The sequence below is a fragment of the Oerskovia sp. 140933 genome (assembly GCF_059651515.1).
In genome coordinates, this window is sequence record NZ_JAMXIO010000009.1 from 90627 (window position 1) to 112568 (window position 21942).

General features: G+C 75.1%; 15 protein-coding genes. 8 read left to right on the forward strand and 7 right to left on the reverse strand.

Features of this window, described 5'->3' with window-relative positions:
* The first annotated feature begins 45 nt into the window (after positions 1-45).
* From NHG27_RS07160 to NHG27_RS07175, 4 genes are all read left to right on the forward strand, one after another.
* The gene (locus NHG27_RS07160) at positions 46-912 is read left to right on the forward strand and encodes an ABC transporter ATP-binding protein (RefSeq protein WP_497015455.1); all 867 of its coding nucleotides are present in this window, start codon (positions 46-48) and stop codon (positions 910-912) included.
* A gap of 97 nt (positions 913-1009) precedes the next feature.
* A complete protein-coding gene (locus NHG27_RS07165; RefSeq protein ID WP_497015457.1) occupies positions 1010-1999 on the forward strand; it encodes an ABC transporter substrate-binding protein in 990 nt (329 codons plus the stop codon).
* Positions 1996-4137 carry an iron ABC transporter permease gene (locus NHG27_RS07170; protein WP_497015458.1) on the forward strand — a complete coding sequence of 714 codons (2142 nt, stop codon included), beginning with the start codon at positions 1996-1998 and terminating at the stop codon, positions 4135-4137. Before NHG27_RS07165 ends, NHG27_RS07170 begins: the two co-directional genes overlap by 4 nt.
* A 137-nt stretch (positions 4138-4274) precedes the next feature.
* Positions 4275-5225, forward strand: a complete 951-nt coding sequence (locus tag NHG27_RS07175; RefSeq protein WP_497015493.1) for a siderophore-interacting protein — start codon at positions 4275-4277, stop codon at positions 5223-5225.
* A 136-nt stretch (positions 5226-5361) separates the two neighbouring features.
* Here NHG27_RS07175 and NHG27_RS07180 read toward each other — a convergent pair whose 3' ends face one another.
* Together NHG27_RS07180 and NHG27_RS07185 are read right to left on the reverse strand one after the other, a co-directional pair.
* On the reverse strand, positions 5362-5955 hold the full coding sequence (locus tag NHG27_RS07180) for a YbaK/EbsC family protein (RefSeq protein ID WP_497015460.1): 594 nt from the start codon (positions 5953-5955) through the stop codon (positions 5362-5364).
* Entirely contained in the window at positions 5952-6497 is a 546-nt protein-coding gene (locus NHG27_RS07185; RefSeq protein ID WP_497015462.1) for a YbhB/YbcL family Raf kinase inhibitor-like protein, read from the reverse strand. Before NHG27_RS07185 ends, NHG27_RS07180 begins: the two co-directional genes overlap by 4 nt.
* Positions 6498-6862: 365 nt before the next feature.
* Here NHG27_RS07185 and imuA' point away from each other — a divergent pair, with 365 nt between their 5' ends.
* The 4 genes from imuA' to NHG27_RS07205 are packed head-to-tail and all read left to right on the forward strand — an operon-like array spanning position 6863 to position 13464.
* On the forward strand, positions 6863-7645 hold the full coding sequence (imuA', locus tag NHG27_RS07190) for a DnaE2-dependent mutagenesis accessory factor ImuA' (RefSeq protein WP_497015464.1): 783 nt from the start codon (positions 6863-6865) through the stop codon (positions 7643-7645).
* Positions 7642-9348 (forward strand): DNA polymerase Y family protein, encoded by a 1707-nt coding sequence (locus NHG27_RS07195; RefSeq protein WP_497015465.1) that lies wholly within the window; start codon positions 7642-7644, stop codon positions 9346-9348. Before imuA' ends, NHG27_RS07195 begins: the two co-directional genes overlap by 4 nt.
* Positions 9341-12964 (forward strand): error-prone DNA polymerase, encoded by a 3624-nt coding sequence (locus NHG27_RS07200; RefSeq protein WP_497015467.1) that lies wholly within the window; start codon positions 9341-9343, stop codon positions 12962-12964. The genes NHG27_RS07195 and NHG27_RS07200 overlap by 8 nt, the downstream gene beginning before the upstream one ends.
* A gap of 26 nt (positions 12965-12990) precedes the next feature.
* Complete coding sequence (locus NHG27_RS07205) at positions 12991-13464, forward strand: hypothetical protein (protein ID WP_497015468.1); 474 nt, start codon at positions 12991-12993, stop codon at positions 13462-13464.
* A gap of 109 nt (positions 13465-13573) precedes the next feature.
* Here NHG27_RS07205 and NHG27_RS07210 read toward each other — a convergent pair whose 3' ends face one another.
* The 5 genes from NHG27_RS07210 to NHG27_RS07230 all read right to left on the reverse strand — a co-directional run bounded on the left by NHG27_RS07210 (position 13574) and on the right by NHG27_RS07230 (position 21881).
* Positions 13574-14044, reverse strand: coding sequence for a hypothetical protein (locus NHG27_RS07210; RefSeq protein ID WP_497015469.1), 471 nt, complete (start codon positions 14042-14044; stop codon positions 13574-13576).
* Positions 14045-14130: 86 nt separating this feature from the next.
* Positions 14131-14595, reverse strand: coding sequence for a GNAT family N-acetyltransferase (locus NHG27_RS07215; RefSeq protein ID WP_193721006.1), 465 nt, complete (start codon positions 14593-14595; stop codon positions 14131-14133).
* A gap of 31 nt (positions 14596-14626) precedes the next feature.
* On the reverse strand, positions 14627-20482 hold the full coding sequence (locus NHG27_RS07220) for a DUF5979 domain-containing protein (protein ID WP_497015471.1): 5856 nt from the start codon (positions 20480-20482) through the stop codon (positions 14627-14629).
* A complete protein-coding gene (locus NHG27_RS07225) occupies positions 20422-21207 on the reverse strand; it encodes a hypothetical protein (protein WP_497015472.1) in 786 nt (261 codons plus the stop codon). Before NHG27_RS07225 ends, NHG27_RS07220 begins: the two co-directional genes overlap by 61 nt.
* Positions 21204-21881 (reverse strand): hypothetical protein, encoded by a 678-nt coding sequence (locus NHG27_RS07230; RefSeq protein ID WP_497015473.1) that lies wholly within the window; start codon positions 21879-21881, stop codon positions 21204-21206. Before NHG27_RS07230 ends, NHG27_RS07225 begins: the two co-directional genes overlap by 4 nt.
* Between the last annotated feature and the right edge of the window lie 61 nt (positions 21882-21942).

Below are 21942 nucleotides of genomic sequence, written 5' to 3' on the forward strand. Positions count from 1 at the left end.
TTCCCAGGGTTCTCCCGACCACCATGTTTGGTTAGGCTCACCTCTGTGAGCCACACCTTATCGGGGACCGACGGCGCTCCGGCCACCCAGGACACCGACCCACCGGCCCTCGCCGGCGCAGGCCTGAGCCTCGCGTACGACGGGACCACGGTCGTGCACGACGCCTCGCTCCGCCTGCTCCCCGGACAGGTCACGGCCCTCATCGGCCCCAACGGCAGCGGCAAGTCGACGCTCCTGCGCTCGCTCGCCCGGCTCCACAAGCCGCTCGACGGCACCGTGAGCCTGCCCGACGTCCCGGACGCGCTCGCACTGCACCCCAAGGAGTTCGCGCGGCGCGTCACCCTGCTCTCCCAGAGCAGGCCCACGCCCAACGGCGTGAGCGTGCGCGACGTCGTCGGGTACGGTCGCCACCCGCACCGGGCCCGCTTCCGCTCCACCGACCCCGACGGTGCCCGCGCGATCGCCTGGGCCATGGACGTCACGGGCGTCGCGGCCATGGCCGGGCGCGGCGTCGACGAGCTCTCGGGCGGCGAGCTCCAGCGCGTGTGGCTCGCGACGTGCCTCGCGCAGGACACGGGCGTCCTGCTCCTCGACGAGCCCACGACCTACCTGGACCTGCGCTACCAGGTCGAGATCCTCGACCTGATGCGCGACCTCGCGGACGACCACGGCGTGGCCGTGGGCGTCGTGCTGCACGACCTCAACCAGGCGGCCGCGGTCGCGGACCACGTGGTCCTGCTCCAGCGCGGCGTCGTCCGTGCCGCGGGCACGGCCGCGGACGTCATGACGGCCGACGCGCTGAGCGAGACGTACGGCATCCGCATCGACGTCACGCACGACCCGCTGACCGGCACGGTGCAGACCGCACCCGTCGGCCGGCACACGACCCGCAGGCTCGTCGCCGTCCCCTGACGACCCGAACCCGCACCGCGCTGCCACGCACCCCGACGTGGCGGCCCACCCAGCCCGCGCCTCTGACGCGGGCCGCACCTCAAGGACACAGGACCCCATGCGAACGACCCTCCGGACCGGCCTGCCCGCCGTCCTGCTCGTGACAGCGCTCACCCTCACCGCCTGCGGCACCACCGAGGAGGCAGACGCCGGCGCTGCCGACACGGGGGCGGCGACCGACGCGGGCCCCGTCACCTTCACCGACGAGCGCGGCGAGCAGACGCTCGACGCCCCCGCGACCGAGGTCGTCTCGCTCGAGTGGGGCCTCACCGAGAACCTGCTCGCGCTCGGCGTCGACATCGTGGGCCAGGCCGACGTCACGGGCTACAACACCTGGGACACGTCGATCGCGCTCGACCCGTCCACGCCCGACGTGGGGATGCGCGGCGAGGCGAGCCTCGACGCGATCTCCGCGCTCGAGCCCGACCTCATCGCCGTCACGACCGACACGGCCGACAACGTGATCGACCAGCTCGAGGACATCGCCCCCGTCGTGACCCTGCGCGGCTCGGACGGCACCGACCCGATCGCCTACATGCGCGAGACGGTCGAGACGCTCGCGACCGCGACCGGCACCGACGAGGAGGGCGCCGAGCTGCTCGAGGGCTTCGACGCCAAGGTCGCCGAGGGCAAGAAGACCCTCGAGGACGCCGGCGTCGCCGGAGCGTCGTTCACCATGGCCGACGGCTGGGTCAACAACGGCACGGTCTCGGTGCGCATGTACACGCCCGGCTCGTTCCTCGGCGCGATCGGCGCCGAGCTGGGCCTGCAGAACGCCTGGACCGGCGAGGGGGACCCCGACTACGGTCTCGCGCAGACCGACGTCGAGGGCCTGACCGCGCTGAGCGACGTCCAGTTCGTCTATGCCGCGAGCGACTCCGAGGCCGACCCGTTCGCCGAGGGGCTGGCCGGCAACGCGATCTGGGAGCAGCTCCCGTTCGTCGTGGCCGGTGACGTGCACCGCATCCCCGACGGCATCTGGATGTTCGGTGGCCCCGCGTCCGCGAACGCCTACGTCGACGCGCTCGTCGCGGCCCTGACCCAGTGAGCACGAGCGCCCCGGAGGGACTGCTGGCCGTCCCCGACGACGTCGCTGGTCCCGTCCCCCCGGGGCGCCCCCGCGCCCGGTTCCGCCTCACGGTCGCCTCGGCGTTCGTCGTCGCGATCCTCGTCGTCCTGGTGCTTGCCGCGGTCCACCTCACGCAGGGGACGGCCGACGTCGGGCTCGGCGACCTGCTGCGGCTCGCCGTGGGCGCGGACTCCGGCGGCGACGCCGCTGCGGACCGGACCGCCGCCGCCGTGCTGGTCGCCTCGCGCCTGCCGCGCCTGCTCGCGGGCCTCCTCGTGGGCGTCTCGCTCGGCGCGGCCGGTGCCGCGCTGCAGTCCGTGGCCCGCAACCCGCTCGCCTCGCCCGACACGCTCGCGGTCAACGCGGGCGCCTACGTCGCGGTCGTCGCGGCAGCGGTCGTCGGCGTGAGCCTGCCGTTCTACCTCTCCGGGACCCTCGCGCTGGTCGGCGGGCTGGCGGCCTCGGGTCTCGTGCTCGCCCTGGCCCGCGGCGGTGCCGCCGGACCGACCCGCCTGATCCTCGCGGGCTCGGCGATCACCCTGGCCCTGCACTCCCTGACGACCGTTCTCCTGGTGCTGTTCCAGCAGGAGACCATGGGCCTCTTCGCGTGGGGCAGCGGATCGATCGTGCAGTCCGGGACGTCGCAGGTCGCGCTCGCGGCCCCGCTCGTGGTCGTGGGCCTGGGCGGGCTGGTCCTCGTGGCCCACCGGCTGGACCTCCTGGCACTGGGCGACGACACCGCGACCGTGCTCGGGATCGACGTGCGCGCCACGCGCGTCGTGACCATCCTGCTCGCGGTCCTGCTGTCCGCGACGGCCGTCACGGTCGCCGGGCCGGTCGGGTTCGTCGGCCTGTGCGCCCCGGTGATCGTGCGCCTCGTGGCGCGCAAGGTGCCGGGCCTCAACCGGCACCGGGTGCTGATCCCGCTCTCGGGGATCGCAGGTGTGATCGTGATCCTGGGCGCGGACGTCCTGCTGCGCCTGCTGCTGCCCGGCACGTACGGCGTCGCGGTCCCCACGGGCGTCATCACGACCGTGTTCGGGGCCGCGACGCTCGTGTGGCTCGCGCGGCGCCTCAAGGACTCCGGCCCCGCCGCGGGGACCCGGGCCGCGCACGTGCGGCCCCGCACCTCGCGATGGGCCCTGGTCGTCACGACCGTCCTGGTCGCGCTCCTGGTCGCGGCCACGATCGCCGCGCTCCTGCTGGGCGACAGGCTCCTGCTCACGGGCGACGTGCTCAACTGGGCCACCGACCGCGCGGGCAAGCAGGTCGGCTTCGTGCTCGACCAGCGCTTCCCGCGCGCGCTCGCGGCGATCCTCGCGGGGGCCGCGCTGGGGCTGGCCGGCACCGTCGTGCAGTCCGTGTGCCGCAACCCGCTCGCGGAGCCGGGGCTGCTCGGCGTGACCGCGGGCGCGGGCCTGGGGGCCGTGGCGGTCGTCCTGCTCGTTCCCGGCGTCGGCATCGTGGGGATGTCCGTCGCGGCCGTGGTCGGCGCGCTCGGCACGTTCGCGATCGTCTACCGCCTGGCGTACCGGGGCGGGCTGAGCTCCGACCGCCTCGTCCTGATCGGCATCGGCATGAGCGCGGGGGCCACGGCCCTGACGACGCTCGTGATCGTCGTCGTCGCACCCTGGAACCTCAACCTCGCCCTCACCTGGCTGTCCGGGTCGACGTACGGGCGCACGCTCGAGCACCTGGTCCCCGTGGTGCTCGCGCTCCTCGTCGTCGTCCCCCTCGCGGTGCTCCACCGGCGCGAGATGGACGTCCTGGCGCTCGACGAGGACACGCCGCGCGTCCTGGGGCTGCGCCTGGACCGCACGCGCCTGCTGCTCCTCGGGGCGAGCGCGTGCCTGACGGCCGCAGCGGTGTGCGCGGTCGGGGTCGTGGGCTTCGTGGGGCTCGTCGCCCCGCACGCCGCGCGCGCCCTGGTGGGGTCGCGCAACGGCCGCGTCATCCCGGTCGCGATGCTGCTCGGTGCGGTGCTCGTGAGCGTCGCCGACACCGTGGGGCGCACGGTCATCGCGCCCGCCCAGATCCCGGCAGGGCTGACGACCGCGCTCATCGGTGCGCCGTACTTCGTGTGGCTCCTGTGGCGCAGCCGCGGCCGCGAGGCGTGAGCGGTGAGCCCGGGGCGGGGGAGTGATCCCGACCACAGGTCCGGGTCCGGGGGTTCTCTCCGGTCCCAAGTTTGGTTAGGCTCGCCTACGTGACCCAGACCAGCGTCGTGACCGAGCAGGACATCTCCCCGTTCCGCATGTTCGACGTGCAGGTGCGCCGGGTCGAGTCCCTGACCCCCAGCTTCCTGCGCGTGACCTTCACGGGTCGCGACCTCCACGAGTTCGCCGACAACGGCCTCGACCAGCGCATCAAGCTCGTCCTGCCTGCAGCCGACGGCGGCTACGAGCACCTCGTCCGCACGGACGACTGGTACGCCGCCTGGCGTGCCCAGCCCGAGGAGCGCCGCAACGTCCTGCGTACCTACACCGTGCGCGCGGTCCGCCCCGAGGCCCGTGAGGTGGACGTCGACTTCGTCCTGCACGGCGACACGGGCCCCGCCTCCCGCTGGGCGCTCGCGGCCCGCCCCGGCTCCGAGGTCGTGCTGCTCGGCCCCAACGGCCTGTGGACCGGCCCGCACGGCGGCGTCGAGTTCTCCCGCCCCGTCCGCAGCCACGCCCTGCTCCTCGCGGGCGACGAGACCGCGGTCCCCGCGATCGCCTCGATCCTGGGGTCGCTGCCCGCCGACGAGGTGGGCGAGGTCTTCCTCGAGGTTCCTCACCAGGGCGACGTCCTGCCCGTCTCGGCGCCTCCGGGCATCGAGGTCACCTGGCTCGCGCGCGAGGGACGCGCTCACGGCGACCTGCTGGTCCCCGCGGTCCGCGAGGCCGCGGACCGTCTGCTCGAGCGCAACGTCTGCGGCGCGACGCACTCGCTCACGTGCGCAGCGCGCGGGCTCGCCCGCCGTCCGGCCGGGGCCGACGACGTCGCCGAGCTCGAGGACGTCGACATCGACACGGAGATCCTCTGGGAGGTCCCCGTGGACGATGACGGCACGCCGCTGGTCGCGTGCGCCGAGCTCTACGCGTGGCTCGCGGGGGAGGCGTCGGTCATCAAGACGCTGCGCCGCTACCTCGTGTCCGAGCGTGGCGTCGACCGTCGTTCGGTCGCGTTCATGGGCTACTGGCGCGAGGGTCGCGCGGAGGGCTGACGGCCGCGAGGGTCGCGCGGAGGGCTGACGGCCGCGAGGGTCGCGCGGAGGGCTGACGGCCGCGAGGGCCGCGCGGAGGGCTGACGGCCGCGAGGGTCGCGGGCTGACGGCTGCGCGGGGCCCGGCGCGCTCGCGCTCACCCCACGGGCACGCCCAGCCCTTCGACCAGCTCGACGCCGGGCAGCCGGGCGAGCAGCGCACCGGGCAGCAGCAGCTTGGACCGGCGCAGCCCGCTCCCGACGAGCGCGGGCTCGCCGTCGGTCGCGATGCGTGCGTCGAGCAGCACGCGCCACCCGTCCGGGAGCCCGATCGGGGTGATCCCGCCGTACTCCATGCCGGACTCGGCGACGGCCCGGTCCGTGGGCAGGAACGACGCCTTGCGCACGTCGAGCAGCGACCGCACGCGCGAGTTCACGTCGGCCCGGGTCGTGGCACGCACGACGGCCGCCGCGAGGCGTTCGTCGCCCCCGCGGCGCCCCGCGACCAGGACGCAGTTCGCCGAGGCGGCAGGCGGCAGGTCGTGGGCCGTGTTGAGGGTCGCGGTGTCGGCGAGGTCGGGGTCGATCTCGACGACCGCGACCTGCTCGGTGACGCGCGGCTCGTGCTCGGCCCAGCGGGCGAGGGCCTGTGCGACGGGCGACGCGAGCAGGTCGAGCCTGGTCGCGGCCGGGACCCATGCGAGGTCGCCGAGCGTCGGGAGGGCCAGCGGGTCGCTCGTGGAGTGGTTCATGCGGTCACCAGGATCCGGTAGGTGGGGGCGATGGTCGCGCGCGCGACCGTGTGGGGCAGGGCGGCCATCGCGACCGCCGTCGGGGGTGTCGAGGGGGTCACGTCGAGCCGTTCGACGTCGAGCGCGTGGATCGCGAACACGTACCGGTGCGCCCGGTCCCCGCGTGGAGGTGCGGCGCCCAGGTAGCCCGGCCCCCCGCCGTCGTGCCGGGTCTGGAACGCGCCCGGCGGGAGGTGGCCGCCGCCCGGGGACCCGGCGCCCTGCGCGAGCGTCACGGTGGCCACGGGCACGTCGACCACGGTCCAGTGCCAGTACCCCGCCGGGGTGGGGGCGTCGGGGTCGAAGCAGCTCACGAGGAACGAGCGCGTGGCCCCGGGGAAGTGGTTCCAGGAGAGCTCGGGCGAGCGGTTGTCGCCCTCGGCGGCGTGGGTGCGGGCCATGGGCTCTCCGTGCACGACGTCGTCGCTCGTGACCGTGAAGCGCGGCACCGGGGGCAGCAGCGAGTAGGGGTCGGGGGCGATCGGGCGGTCGGCGAGGTTCATCGGTCCATCGTGCCCGGCGGGTGGGGCGGGTGCCAGGGGGCGGAGCGGCGACCCGGCGTGTCCGGATGCCTGCTGGCGCGCGTCGCGCCCTGCCGACGGTGCGGCCTGCTCGCTGGTCGCTCCGGCTGGTGGGGGCCGGCTGGATCGTGGCGATTCCGGGGTTCTCGGCCCAAGGGTGAAGGCCGGCCTGAAGGTTCCGGAATGCCTCAAGGTGAGGTCGAGGGTTGCTGTCTCGTCCAACCCTCGACCACGGCTTCACCCTTGCGGGCGACCGGGTGAGGCGAGTTGACACCCCCTCGGGGAGCGCGTGTACTGGAAGTGTTCGAACACCTGTTCGAAGAACTTTCGAGCGTGCAGGAGGTGTCATGACCCTGGTCGACGACACCCTCCGGGAGACCCTGGGCAGCCCTGCGGCCACCGTCCCGCCCGCCGCGACCACGCACGCCCAGCGTGCTCTGCTCGCCCGGTCGGTGCTGCGCCGCGCGGAGCTCTCGGCCCGGCGTGCACCGGGGAGCCTCGGGCGCCCGGACGCCACGGGGGAGGAGAAGCTCCTCCCCGTCCCCGACGAGCTGGCCGGCCTGCTCCCGTCCGGCGGCCTCCAGCGCGGTACCGCGGTCGTGGTCGACGGGTCCACCTCGCTCCTGCTCGCGCTGCTGTCCGAGGCCTCCCGCACGGGGGCCTGGACGGCGATGGTCGGCTTCCCCCGCCTCGGGATCCTCGCGGCGGCCGAGGCCGGCATCGATCTCGGCCGCGTCGCGCTCGTCCCGTCCCCGGGCCCCGACGCCGCGGCAGCCGTCGCCGCCCTGCTCGACGGGATCGACGTCGTCGTGGTCGGACCGCAGGCCGCGCTGACGGACGCCGACCGACGCCGCCTGACCTCCCGCGCCCGCGAGCGCGGGAACCTCCTCGTCGCCGCACAACCCTGGGCGGGGGCGCACGTGGTCCTCACGGTCCGCGACGGCACGTGGTCGGGTACGGACCACGGTGCCGGGTACCTGCGCAGGCGACGGCTCACGGTCGAGCGCAGCGGGCGGGCCGGTGCCTCGCGCGGCATCGTGCGCCAGGTCGAGCTGCCGCTGCACGGGGGCGCCGTGAAGAACCCGCGGCAGGTCGAGAAGACCCCGCCCGGCCTCCGGCTCGTCGGATGAGCACCGAGGCAGCCACCCGCACCGCGGTCCTGTGGGTGCCGGACTGGCCCGTCGTCGCCGCGATGGGCGCCGCGCAGGTCCCCGCGCACGTGCCCGCGGCCACGCACGACGGCCGCCGGGTCCTCGCGGTCTCGGCCACCGCGCGGGCGCAGGGCGTGCGCCGGGGGATGCGGCGCCGTCGGGCGCAGGAGTGCTGCCCCGAGATCGAGCTGCTCGACGCCGACAACGCCCGCGACGCGCGCGAGTTCGAGCCCGTCGCGCTCGCCGCCGAGACCGTGGTCGCGGGCATCGAGGTCGCGCGCCCGGGCCTGCTGCTCCTGCCCTCGGGCGGCCCCGCGCGCTACCACGGCACCGAGGAGCGCCTCGCGCAGGTGCTCGTCGAGCGGGTCGTCCACGACACCGGCCACGAGAGCCAGGTCGGCGTCGCCGACGGGATCCTGGCCGCGGTGCTCGCGGCGCGGGCCTCGTCCGTCGTGCCCGCGGGGGGCTCGCGCGCCTACCTCGCCCCCCGCCCGCTGGGAGAGCTCGTCCACGTCGTCGCGGGCGACGCCCAGCCCGTCGCCGAGCTCGTCGACCTCCTGGGACGCCTCGGTGTGCGGACCCTCGCCGACCTCGCGGCGCTGCCCGCCGCGAGCGTCCTGTCGCGCTTCGGCGACCTGGGAGCGTGGGCCCAGCGCCTCGCGCAGGGCGAGGACCTGCGCCCGCCCGCGAGGCGTCGCATCGAGGCCGACGTGGCCGTCGGGTGCGAGCTCGACCCGCCCGCCGAGCGCGTCGACGTCGCGACCTTCGCGGCCCGCCGCCTCGCCGAGGACCTGCACGCCCAGCTCGTCGAACGGTCGTCGTCGTGCGGTCGGCTGCGCATCACGGCCCGCACCGAGGACGGGCGCGAGCTCGAACGGACCTGGCGCTGCGACGACGGGGCCATGGGCGGGCTCACCGCGGCCCGGATCACCGACCGCGTGCGCTGGCAGCTCGAGGGGTGGCTCACGGCGTCGCGCGTCGCGCTGGGGCAGCGCCGGCGCCAGGAGCAGCGGCAGCGACGAGGGAGCCCGCAGGGAGGTCGCGGGAGCGAGCCGGACGACGGCACGGCCCACGACGACCTGCCGGACCTGCCCGAGGACCGGCCCTCGCCGCTCGTGCGGCTCGCGATCACCGCGGAGGAGGTCGTGCCCGCAGGGGTCGAGCAGCCGCGGCTGTGGGGCGTGTCGAGCGGCGAGGACGCACGCGCCCGGCGTGCGCTGGGCCGCGTCCAGGGGCTCCTGGGCGGGGACGGCGTCCTGAGCGTCACCACGCAGGGCGGGCGCGACGTCCACGACCAGGTGCACCTCGCCCCCTGGGGGGACGCGGCTCCCGCGCCCCGGCGGGCGGACCTGCCGTGGCCGGGACGCCTGCCCGAGCCCGCGCCCGCCCTCGTGCTGGACGTCCCGGAGGACGTCGCGGTCCTGGACGACGCCGGAGCACCCGTCCGCGTCGACGTACGCCTTGCGATGAGCGCACCGCCCGCGACCGTGCGGTGGCTCGCGCCTCGCGCCGGGGCCGGCAGACGCGTGCTCGGCTGGTCCGGGCCGTGGCCGCTCGCCGAACGCTGGTGGAGCGAGGCACCGCGCCGCCGGGCGTACCTGCAGGTGCTGCTCGACGACGGGCGCGGTGTGCTGCTCGCGAGCGCCCAGGGGCGCTGGACCGTGGAGGCCGTCTATGACTAGGCCCGTCGGTTCGGCGCCCCGCTACGCCGAGCTGCACGCGCACTCCGCGTTCAGCTTCCTCGACGGCGCGAGCCACCCCGAGGAGCTCGCGGCCGAGGCCGCGCACCTGGGCCTGTCCGCGCTCGCGGTGACCGACCACGACGGTCTGTACGGGGTGGTCCGCTTCGCGACCGCAGCGCGCGCGCTGTCCCTGCCCACCGTGTTCGGCGCCGAGCTGCACCTGCCCGTCGCGCCCACCCCCGGTGCCGCCCCCGTCCTGGACGCACCCACGGGCGTGCCGGACTCGCGCGCGTCCCACCTGCTCGTCCTGGCCCGCGGCCCCGACGGGTACCGCAACCTGTCGAGCGCGATCGCGACCGCGCACCTCGCGACGGGCACCAAGGGGGCGGCCGACTACCGCCTCGACCTGCTCGGCGAGCAGTCGGGCGGCCAGTGGCTCGTCCTCACGGGCTGCCGCAAGGGCGCGGTGCGCTCGGCGCTGCTCACCGAGGGGCCGCGGGCCGCTCGGCGCGAGCTCGACCGGCTCGTCCAGGTCTTCGGCCCGGACAACGTGGCCGTGGAGATCACCGACTCGGGCGACCCCCGCGACAGCGACCTGTGCGACGCGCTCGCCGACCTGGCCGCGGGGGCACGCCTGCCGCTCGTCGCGACCGGCAACGTCCACTACGCGCGCCCCCGCGACGCGCCTCTCGCGGGGGCGCTCGCGGCCGTGCGTGCACGCTCGTCGCTCGACGACATGGACGGCTGGCTGCCCGGGGCCCCCACCGCGCACCTGCGCTCGGCGGCCGAGATGGCGGACCGGCACCGCCGCCACCCGCAGGCCGTGGTCACCGCGGCGGAGCTGGGGGCCGAGTGCCAGTTCGACCTGCGCCTCGTGGCCCCGGAGCTGCCGCCGTACCCGGTCCCGGCCGGCCACGACGAGCGGTCGTGGTTGCGTGTGCTCGTGGAGAGGGGGGCCACGGACCGCTACGGCCCGCGCGACGCCGAGCACGAGCCCGGTGCGTGGCGGCAGATCGACCACGAGCTCGCGATCATCGAGCAGCTCGGGTTCCCCGGGTACTTCCTCATCGTCTACGACCTCGTGGAGTTCTGCCGCACGCGCGGGATCCTCGCCCAGGGGCGCGGCTCGGCCGCGAACTCGGCCGTCTGCTACGCGCTCGGCATCACGGCCGTGGACGCCGTCAAGCACGGCCTGCTGTTCGAGCGCTTCCTCGCGCCCGAGCGCGACGGCCCGCCGGACATCGACGTCGACATCGAGTCGGTGCGCCGCGAGGAGGTCATCCAGTACGTGTACGAGCGGTTCGGGCGCACGCACGCGGCGCAGGTCGCGAACGTCATCTCCTACCGGCCGAAGTCCGCGGTGCGGGACGCCGCGCGGGCCCTCGGGCACGACGTCGGGCAGCAGGACGCGTGGAGCAAGTCGATCGAGCGGTGGGGGTCGCTGCGCGGGCCGGACCCGTCGAGCCCCGCGGCGGACCGGGCGGCCCGGGAACGGGCGATCGCGGCGCGCGGGGCGCACGGCCCGGCGGCCGGGGCCGCAGCCTCGGCGGGGCGGGTCACGACGCCCGTCGGCCCGCCCGTCGTCGTGACCCGCACCGCGGCCAAGGACGCCCGCGCGGCCGAGGTCTGGGGGACCGGTGCACCCCGGCGACGCCCTGACCGCCCGCACGCGGGGCACGCCGACCGGACCCCGGACCTGTCGGGTCGCGTCGTCGACCCGCTGGCTCACGACGACGCGGACCGGCGGGACGACCCCGCGCTGCGCTCCGACGACCCGCACGACGTCGTGCCCGCCCACCGCCCGCCGTCGGCCGCCGAGGAGGGCGAGATCCCGGCCCCGGTGCTGAGCCTCGCGGAGCGCCTCCTGAGGCTCCCGAGGCACCTCGGCATCCACTCGGGCGGCATGGTCATGTGCGACCGCCCCGTGATCGAGGTGTGCCCGGTCGAGTGGGCCCGCATGGAGGGGCGCACGGTCCTGCAGTGGGACAAGGAGGACTGCGCGGACGCGGGGCTCGTGAAGTTCGACCTCCTGGGCCTGGGGATGCTCACGGCGATCCGGGTCGCGTTCGAGCTGATCGCCGAGCACGAAGGGCTCCACCTGGAGCTGCACTCGCTGCCCGACGAGGACCCGGCCGTGTACGACCTGCTGTGCGCGGCGGACACGGTCGGGGTGTTCCAGGTCGAGTCGCGCGCCCAGATGGCGACGCTGCCGCGTCTGCAGCCGCGCACGTTCTACGACATCGTGATCGAGGTCGCGCTCATCCGCCCCGGCCCCATCCAGGGCGGTTCGGTGCACCCGTACATCAACCGGGCCCGCGGCCGGGAGAAGGTCACGTTCCTGCACCCGCTGCTCGAGAAGTCGCTCGCCAAGACCCTGGGCGTGCCCCTGTTCCAGGAGCAGCTCATGCAGATGGCGATCGACGTCGCGGGCTTCAGCGCGGCCGAGGCCGACCAGCTGCGCCGCGCGATGGGGTCCAAGCGGTCGGTCGAGCGCATGGAGGCGCTGCACGGGCGGCTCCTGGAGGGCATGGCGAAGAACGGGGTCGCCCCGGACGTCGCCGAGCAGATCTTCGACAAGCTCAAGGCGTTCGCGGACTTCGGGTTCCCCGAGTCGCACGCCTACTCGTTCGCGTACCTCGTGTACGCGAGCGCGTGGCTCAAGGTGCACCACCCGGCCGCGTTCTACGCAGGGCTGCTCGCAGCGCAGCCCATGGGGTTCTACTCGCCGCAGTCGCTCGTCGCGGACGCGCGCCGTCACGGGGTCACGACGCTGCGCCCGGACGTCAACGCGTCGGGCGTCAAGGCGGGGCTCGAGCGGCTGCCCCGGGCGCCGGCGAGCCGCGCCGCACCCCGACGCGGTCCCGCCGCCCCGCGCTCTCCCGCCCCGCCCGACGGCGCCCCGCACCCCGACCTGTCCCTCGCGGTGCGCACGGGGCTGGGCAGCGTGCGCGGGGTGGGGGACCCGGTCGCGGAGGCGGTCGTCGCGGCGCGCGCGGACGGCCCCTTCACGGACCTGCGCGACCTGGTGCGACGCGTCGACCTGACCACGACCCAGCTCGAGGCGCTCGCCACGGGCGGCGCGCTCGAGTCCTTGGGCGTGGCCCGGCGCGAGGCGCTGTGGGCCGCGGGCGCTCTCGCCCAGGAGGGCCCGGACACGCTGCCCGGGGTCTCGGTCGGGGTCGAGGCGCCGACGCTGCCGGGCATGAGCGAGGTCGAGACCGCGGTCGCGGACGTGTGGGCCACGGGCGTCTCGCCCGACTCGTACCCGACCCAGTACGTGCGCCCCGGGCTGCGCCGGGCCGGGGTCGTCACGGTCGCGGAGGCCGTCGAGCACGAGGCCGGTCGGCGGGTCGCGGTCGGGGGAGTCGTGACCCACCGCCAGCGCCCCGGGACGGCGGGAGGCGTGACGTTCCTGTCGATCGAGGACGAGACGGGGCTGCTCAACGTCATCTGCACGCCCGGCCTGTGGCAGCGGTTCCGGCGGGTCGCGCGGTCGTCGCCCGCGCTCGTGGTGCGGGGGCGTCTCGAACGGGCCGACGGCGCCACGAACCTCCTCGCGGAGCACCTCGCGCCGCTGTCGTTGCAGGTCGCGTCGCGGTCGCGGGACTTCCAGTAGGGGACGCGCTGGCATACTCGGGGCCCATGAGGACCGGACCCGTACGTGCCCGCCGCCGATCGAGGCCCGGGCTCCTGACCGGGTGCGTCGTCGCGGCCCTCGTCCTGCTGACCGGGTGCGCGGTGGACCCCGTCACGCCCGACGACCTCCTGCAGGCGCAGCGTGACCTGATGCCGGCGGACACCGACCTCGTGTCCTCGGTCGGGCGCTCCTCGCTCGACCTCACGGTCGAACCCGGGGCGCTCGCGGACGGGGCGGACCTGCCGAGCGCTGCGCCCCTCACCGTGGCGATCACGTGCGAGGGCGACGGAGACGCTCACGTGACCGTCGACGGCGCAGCCCTCGGATCGGTCTCGTGCGGGTTCCGCCAGGGCGAGGCGGGGTACGTCGCGCTGACCACCGCGGACGACGTGGACCTGGGCCTCGGCCACGCCGTCGCCGTCGAGGTGGGCACGGGGGCGGCCGTCGCGGTCTCGGTGCTGGTCGGGCGTCAGGGCTGACGTCCGGGCGCTCCCGGCACCGACCCGACACCTCTCCCGCCCGGGTGCTGGTCGTCGCCCCACCCCCCGGGGCGACGACCAGCGGCATCTCGGTGCACCGGGCGCCGCCTCACCCCTGCTTGGCCCCGATCTCCAGGGCCCTGCCGTGGACACCGTCCAGGACGTCGGCCCCGGCGAACCCCTCCCAGACGGAGGCCGACACCTCGAGCGAGCCCGCGAGCCCGAGCACGTAGTCGGCCCCCCAGGACTCGTCGACGACCTCCGTGCGCCACGGGCGCGGGCGAGGACCCGGCCAGGGCGGGAGCTTGGGGCGGCGGGGAGGGGTCGGGCACCAGTCGTCGATGTCGATGTCGAAGCCCACGTGAAGGTGGTGCGCGGTGAACGCGAGCTGGACGAGCGCCGCGCCCGCGTGGAACCCGGTGCGCATCCCGTCCGGGGGGCCGGGCGGCAGCGGCTGCGGGTTGAGGAAGACCTCGGCTCCACGGGAGCCGGTGAAGGGGCCGTACGGGTTGCCCAGCAGGTCGAAGATCGCTGGGTGCCGTCGGCCGATGAGTGTCAGCGCGCTGGTCGTGAGTGCCATGGTGCCCCCTCCTTCGGTCGTGGCGGGTGCGGGTGCACCCGCTACCTGGAAGGAGCGGGACCTCGGGGAGCGTGATGCAGGACGGATCAGACGAGTGCGCGCCGCATGCTGAAGTTCGTCAACGAGATGCCGCGGAGCACGGGCTCACGTTCCTCGACCACGACGAACCCGTGCTTCTCGAAGAACGGGCGGGCCGTGAGGCTCGCATACGTGGTGAGCTCGTCGGCCCCCTGCTCGCGGGCGATCTCCGTCACCCGTCCGAGCAGGGCCGTGGCCACACCGCGCCGGGTGACGGCAGGGTCGACGAACATCATGTCGATGTAGCCGCGTTCGTCGACGTCGCTGAACCCCAGGACCTCGTCCCCCTCGACGGCGACGACCGTGTCGACCAGGAGTCGCTTGGCCGCCCAGACGTCGATGGGGATGTCGTCGGAGGCCCAGGCCGCGATCTGCTCGGGCGTGTAGTCGGCGCGAGCCGTGACCCGCACGGCCCGCAGGAAGACGCCCAGGGTCGCGTCGGCGTCGGAGTCGTCGTAGGCACGCAGGAGCATGGTTCGAGCCTAGCCCGGCGCCCCGGCGAGATCACCCGCCGGGGCGCCGCGCCCTCATGACCGGCGCGTGCGTGCGCCCCGGACCAGGACGTACCCCGTGGCGACGAGGAGGCTCGCGAGCAGGGCGGCCTGGCCGACGTTCACGCCGGTCAGGGGGGAGAGTCCCGACGCCGGGGGTCGTCCCGCCGGCCGAGGAGCCCCCGTCGCCGGGAGCAGGCTCCTCGTCCGGTGGCGTCAGGCCGCCGGGGGGCGTGGTGGCGCACCCGGCGTCGTTGCTCAGCCCGACCTGCGGCGTCCCGAACGGGGACGCCGTGCGCGAGGCCAGGGTCGTCGTGCCGGCCGTGCCGGCCGTGCCGCCCAGGGGTCCGCCGGCCGTGCCGCCCAGGGCCCCGCTCAGCCCCCAGGTGTTGACGACCTCGACGGGCAGGCAGACGTCCGGGCCGGACGGCAGCCGGAACTCGACCGACGTGGGGTCACCGGCGGCGGGGTCGGTCACGGTGGTCCGGCCGTCGACGACGACCCGGACCTCGTCCGCCCCGCCGACCGTGGTCTCGGTGACGGTGCACGTGGCGCCGACGGGGAGGTCGGTGAAGATCGCGACCCAGTCGGAGGCCGCCGACGCGGTGCGGGTCGGGCCGTCCGGGACCGCGACGGGGACGGCCGTGCCGTCGACGTCACGCGTGCACACGAGCAGGAACGTGAACTCGTCGTCCTCGTGCTGCGCCGCGCCGGACCCGGAGAGCCGCTTGACGACGCGGACCTCGCCCACGTCGAACGTGTTGGTCACCGTGACCTGGACGGGGGTGCCGGCGGTGACCACGACGGCCTCGCCCGCGGCGGTCTCGTCGTCGCCGCCCACGACCGTGGTCGTGGCGCCGCCGGTGCGGGTCTCCGTCACGTCGCACTCCGCGCCGACGGGCAGGCCGAGGTACGTCGCGGGCCCGTCCGGGCTGACGGCGCGGGCGGCGCCCCCGGGCACCGTGATCGGTGAGCCGGCGAGCGTGCACTGCAGCGTGACCTCGAACGGTCCGGCGCCGTAGAGCTCCGCGCCGTCCCCGACGACGTCCTTGGTGACCACCAGGTCGCCGACCTCGAACGTGTTGGTCACCGTCAGGTGCGCCGGGCTCCCCGTCGTGACCGTGACGTCGGGCGACACGGTCGTGGTCGTGGCGCCGCCGTCGCCGGGCTCGGACACGGCGCACACCGCACCGCTCGCCAGGTTCCCGACGGTCGCCTCGAGGGGCTGGTCCCCGCCGACGACCACGGTCCCGGAGTACACGACCCGGGTCCCGCTGGGGTCGTCGAGCGTGCACGTCAGCGCGAGCGTGAAGGGGCCCGTGCCGAAGTCCGCGCCGGCGCCGTCGACCACCTTGGTCAGCACGACCTCGCCGACCTCGAACGAGTTCGTGACGGTGACCGTGCTGGCCGGCTCACCGTCGTCGTCGGGCAGGAGGGTCAGGGTCGCGGTCGTCCCGGGGGACGTGACGGGTGCGTCCGCCCCCTGGGTGACGGTGACCGAGCCCGACGGCGAGCCCGCGGTCCCGGTCTCGGTCACCGTGCACTCGGCCCGGGCGGGCAGGCCGGTCAGCTCGACCTGGGCGCCCGCGTCGACGGACACCACCATGGGCTTGCCCGGTCCGAAGCCGTCGGCGTGGACGGGGGCCCCGAGGAACGTGCACTGCACCGTCATGGTGAACGGGCCGTACGCGACGGGGGTCCCGTCCTGGTCGACGGCTGCCGAGTCGACGGTCTTCGCGATCCGGAGCGACGCCTGGTCGTACCGGTTGGTAGCGATCACGACAGGCGGGGCCTGGTCGTCGCGGCCGACGGTGACGGTGGTCGCGTCGAAGTCGGTGGGCGCCGTCGCGGCGTCGTCCTCCTCGACGGTGCACTCGGAGCCCCACGGGACGTCCGCGACGGTCTGCGGGACCCCGGCGACGAGGGTCAGGTCACCGCGTGCGCCGAGCGGCACCTCCTGCTCGAGGCGGGTCCCGACGCCCGAGCGGCACACGAGCCGGACGGGGAACGAGCCGGGTGCGAAGCGGTCGCCGTCACCGGTGACCTCCTTGACGACGCTGACGGGTCCGGTCGCGAGCGCGACACCGACCCTGTTGCCCTCGGTGGCGGCGATCCACTGCCGGTTCGCGCCGTCGACCGTCCGTGCGGTCCCGGCGACCGAGTTCCAGGCGATGGTGTCGGGGCCCGTGGTCGGCGAGACCGCAGGGGTCGTCGTCCAGAGGTCGATCTTGACCTCGCCGAGGGGGGCGAGCAGGTCCTGGTCCGTGAAGGCGACCTCGGTCATGACGCCCGTGACGCGGTCGAGGATCTCCGGACCCTCGGACCCCGTGAACGCGGTCCATCGACCCGGTGCGCAGGAGGTGCCGTCGACGCACGGGGTCGCGTCGAACGTGTAGTACCGCGCCATGGTCGCGCCCTGGGGGGGGTGTGCCAGCTCGGCCCGCCCCTCCAGCAGGGGCCGCCACTGCGACCCACGGGGCAAGGGGTTCACGGCGCCGGTGTCGCCCGGCGCGGGCAGCTTGTCGATCACCCGCAGGCGGTCCATGGGCAGGTTGCCGGTGTTCGTGTAGTGCAGGCGCCACACCTCGCTCGAGGCGGGCTTGGTCACGGGCACGCACGGGTAGGAGTGGAAGCCGTCGGCGTCGGGCACGCAGGTGGCGCCACCGGTCGAGGCGAACGCGCCGAGCTCGTCGTCCTCGGCGCGGACGAGCTTCTCGGAGCGCAGGGTGCCCGCCTTGACGGACGTGACCGTCGTCGAGGCGCGGCACTCGCCCGTCGCGGGGTCGAGGGTCGGGGAGCACTGGTCCCACGGCCGCTCACCGGTCACGCCGACCGTGTTGACGACGGCCGTGCCGCCGGGCAGGCCCGGGCGCAGCATGAGCCGCACCGTGATGGTGTACGTCTGCCCCACCTCGAGGACGGAGCCCTGGGGGAACGTGAAGCGGAGCTCCTCGACGTCACCCTGGACGTCGACCGTCACGTCGGCGGGCGCCGACGGCATCGCCGGCCCGCTCGCGGGCTTCGGGGCGGCCCCGGCGAGGGAGTAGGCGAAGGCGCCCGCGCCACCGGGGTGCGCGACCGGGTCGAACACGAGCTGCGCGCCGTCGGCGTCGCTCGGCAGGCGGTCCGTGACGACCGGGTCGACGATCGCGACCTGGCCCGTGTTCGTGACCTCGAGCGTGTACGGGAACGCGCGTCCCGGGACCTGCGAGCCGCCGGCCACGGACCCGTTCGCCTTCTTGACGACCTTCACCGCGTTCGGCAGGTGCTGGTAGAGGATCGAGGCCTCCGCCTCGTCGCTCGCGGAGATCGGGAACCCGGCCACGAGCTCGGCGCCCTGGACGAGCCCCCGGACCGAGTTGCTCGCCGTCCCGGGCGTGCGCTCACCGGGCGCGGGGGCGTTGCCCGCCATGTCCGACAGGACGGGGCCACCGGTCAGCAGGTCGGTGCGGCGCTCGACGAGGACCGGGACGGACTGGGTCGGCGTCGCCGGGTTCTCCCAGATCTTCCCGTCGGCCCGGGTGAACGTGAACCGCAGCCCCTGCACCTGGGCGGGGGACACGCCGTCGGGCAGCCTGACGCCTGCCGCGGTGGTGGGCGAGCCCGTGACCCAGCGGCCGCCCGCGGTCGAGATCCCGACCTCGTCGGCGGTGAACGTGGCGCCGACGAGCGCGTCGACCTGGACGCGGTCGATGGGTGCGGTCAGGCCGAACGTGGGCGCGAAGCCCGTGAAGGAGTACTGGTTCCAGAACTGCGGCTCGTCGTCGGTGAGCACCATGCGGAGGGCTCGGGACGCCCCGCCCGGGGTCCCGGTGAGGGTCATGGTGACGGGGCCGGTCCGCGGCTCGGTCAGCACGCCCGGCGTGAACTTCTTGGTCACCACGAGCTCGAGGCCCTGGGGCACGAGCGTCATGGTCGCGTCGTCGTCCGCCGTCGGGTCGGCCCCGGTGGCGTTGCCGCCCAGGTCGGCCACGCTCGCGCGGGCCAGGTTGCGCACGGGGGACGCCGCGACGGTGACGGGGTCTGCCGTACCGCGGGTGTCCGGCCGCAGGCGCAGGTCGAGCACGAGGACCGTGGTCGCCCCCGCCGCGATGCGCCCCTCGTGGTCCACGGTGACGCCGACGACGTCGGCCAGGTCGGTCGCGGAGAGCGCCAGGGCCTCGGCCCGGGTGTGGGTCGTCGTGGACCCGTCCTCGCGCACCAGGGTCACGGTCGTGCTGGTCGCACCCGCCGGGACCGTGAGGGTCACGACGTCCTTGAGGTCGAACACGTCGAAGGGGTCGTCCGCCGGGTCCGTCGTGCCGGGCTCGGTGACCGTCAGGCGGTCGACCTTCGCGGCCGTCGCGTTGGTCGCCTCGACCCGCACGCGCGCCGACGGGTAGTCGTCCCGGGGCGTGCCCGCGACGGGGATGCCCAGCGGTCCGCCCGTCCAGGACTTGGTCACGTCGACGTTGAGCGGGACGTCGACGATCGTCACGACGTCGACGTCGGTGTCGGTCACGACCTGGGAGCCCGCGACGACGCCCGAGACGCGTGCGGAGTTGAGGACGTCCCCGGCCGCCGCCTGGTTGTACACGACGCCGGAGGAGCTCCCGAGCGCGGGCGTCCCGTCGCTGCGCCTGGTGTCGCGGACCTGGAACGTGAGGTCGATCGTGCGGCCGTTGCCGGTCGAGCGGGCCACCCCGTCACCGGGCTGGGGGAGCGTGGGGTCGCCCGCGAGGCGCGCGCCGCGCGTGGTCGACTCGACCACGACGAGCCGGACGGCCTGCGTCGAGGCACGTTCCTGAGCGGTCAGGGTGACCCCGGGGAACGTCCCGTCGCACGCGGAGCCCGCGGCGCAGGGGTCGTTCGCGGCACGCGCCCAGCGCGTCCCGTCCCACAGCTCGACGCGTGCGACGGCGTCGTAGGCGATGAGCGGGTCGGTCGCGGGGGTGACGGGCCTGACCGCGACGAGGTCGAACGCGTCGAACACCGAGTCGGCGACGTTCGTGGTCTGCGGGTCCGCGACGTCGGAGATCGCGACCTCGTCGAGGCCCGAGTAACCGCCCGTCGACCAGTGCAGGCGGGCGTCGACCCGGTCCCCGGAGCGCGCGACCACGGTCTTTCCGGCGCCCGGCACGGGCTCGAGGAACTCCTTCTCGACCAGGTCGCCCGTTCCCGGGGTCACGGGGATCAGGGTGATCGCCGGACACGGCGGAGCGACGTCCGCGGACCCGGAGACGGCGCCGTCCGTGGCGCTCGCCGACGCGCAGTTCTCGATCGTCTGCGCGAGGTTCTGCAGGGGCGCGCCGTCGCGCTGCGTCGCGCGCAGCTCGGCCGAGAAGTTGGGCTGGACGCTCGTGCCCGGCGGGAAGCCCGCCGGGTTCGCGAAGTCGAACTGCAGCCCGTGGACGTCGTCCTTGAGGGCGTCGGGGATGGGCAGGTTCACGATCTGCGGGCCGGCCAGGTTCGCGCCGCCGGGCAGCACGACCCACCCGGAGCCGTCCCAGTAGCGGATCGTGAGGGTCGCCCCGGCGGGGACGGCGGTCTGCGCGATGCTGCGGGCGTCGAACGCGTTCCACCAGGGGTCGGGCGAGGGGGAGGCGGGCAGGACGCGCGGGTCCTGCACCACGAGGTGGGTCGCGTCGGTGGTCGAGGCGGGGAAGGGCTTGATCTGCGTCGGGAGCTGGACCGTGGCGATCTCGCCGGGGTGGGCGAGGATCTCGGCGGGGCTGATCCGCTTGGTGACGTCGACCGCGAGGCGGTCGACGTAGCTCGTGAGCGTGTGCGCGGCGGTCGCGGTCCCGCTGTCGGGGCCGTCGACGACGGTCACGAGGATCTCGTTGTGCCGCGCGTGCTCCTCGATGCTCTGGTCCGGGTCGGTGTCCACGGTGAAGGCACGGTGGCCTGCGCCCCGGCGACGATCGCGCCCGTGTACTCGACGACGAACCCGGTCACGGTCTTGCCGGCCGGGGGCTGGGGCAGGGTGTCGGGGCCCGTGGCCGTGAGGGTCCGGGTCGAGCCGTCGGCGTAGGTGAAGGTCACGCCGGCGCTCGTGGCACCCGTGGGCCACACGACGTCCGCACCGGCGCCGTCGGAGCCGAAGCCGGTGAAGGTGAGGCCGTCGGTGAAGGGGTTCGTGGCGGCGCCGGGCCCGGGCTCGGCGATGGACAGCGACGTGACGGCGGTGCCGCTGTTGGTCCCCGTGAGGGTCACCGTGCTGGGGTCGCCCGCCCGCACGTGGTCGGGGGAGAAGGTCTTACCGGCGGTCGCGGACAGGTGCACGGGGAGGATCTCGTGGGTGTCGCTCGCAGGGGCCGACGTCGCGGTCGCGGCGCCGAGGCGCACGCTCGACGTCGCGGTGTTGGTCACGGTCAGCGGGTCCGTCAGCGTCGACACGCTCGGGCGCTGGACGAGCTCCAGGGGGACCGTCGCGGTGGTTCCGGCGGGCAGGTGCGCGCCGGTCGAGCTGGTGAACTCGACGCGGACCCCGCGGACGTCCTCGAGGTCGATCCCGGCGGGCAGCGTGGGCTGTGCGCCGACGGGGCCCGCGACCCACGCGGACCCGTCCCACACGAAGGCCTGCGCCTGGTCGGCGTCCTGCGGGAACGTCACGGTGCCGAAGCCCGCGAACGCGAGGTGCTCGAACGGGCTGGGCGTGGCGGCGGGTCCGCCGGGTCGGTCAGGGTGAGGGACTCGACGGCGGCGTTGGACCTGTTGGTCGCGCTCAGGGTCGCGGTCGCGGAGGCGCCCGGGACGGCGGGGGCCGACGCGGGGTCGATGGACTTGGTCACGCTCGCCCGGAGCGCGAGGGGCACGGTGGGGGTCACGGTCGCGTCGTCCGTGGCCGGGCCGGCGTTGGTGGCGTCGGCGGTCGCGGTGTTGACGATCGGCATGCCGCTCGCGGTGTAGGGGAGGTCGGGGTCGACGTCGACCGTGATGGTCACGATGGCCGTGGACGCGGCGGGCATGCCGACGGCTCCGACGGGGTCGGTGAGCGCGTTGGTGAACACGACGTCGACCTGGTTGCCGTCGACGCGCACGTCGCCGGTCGTGGTGCCGCCCAGGACGGGTTCGCCGACGACGAGGAGGCCGTCGGGGACGAGGTCGCTCAGGGTCGCGTTCGTGCAGCCGGCGCCGAACGTGGTGCACCCGATCTCGACGGTGTACGTGAAACGCTGCCCGGGCACGACCTCGGTGACCGAGGCGGTCTTGGTGACCGTGAGGAACCCGGGTTCCTCGGCGGTCGCCGTGGTCGCCGGGGCGACCACGAGGGGGAGCGCTACCACCAGCGCGGTGAGTGCGGCCCAGATCCTGTTCCTCGTGGGCCTGCGCCGGTGTCGTGTGCCA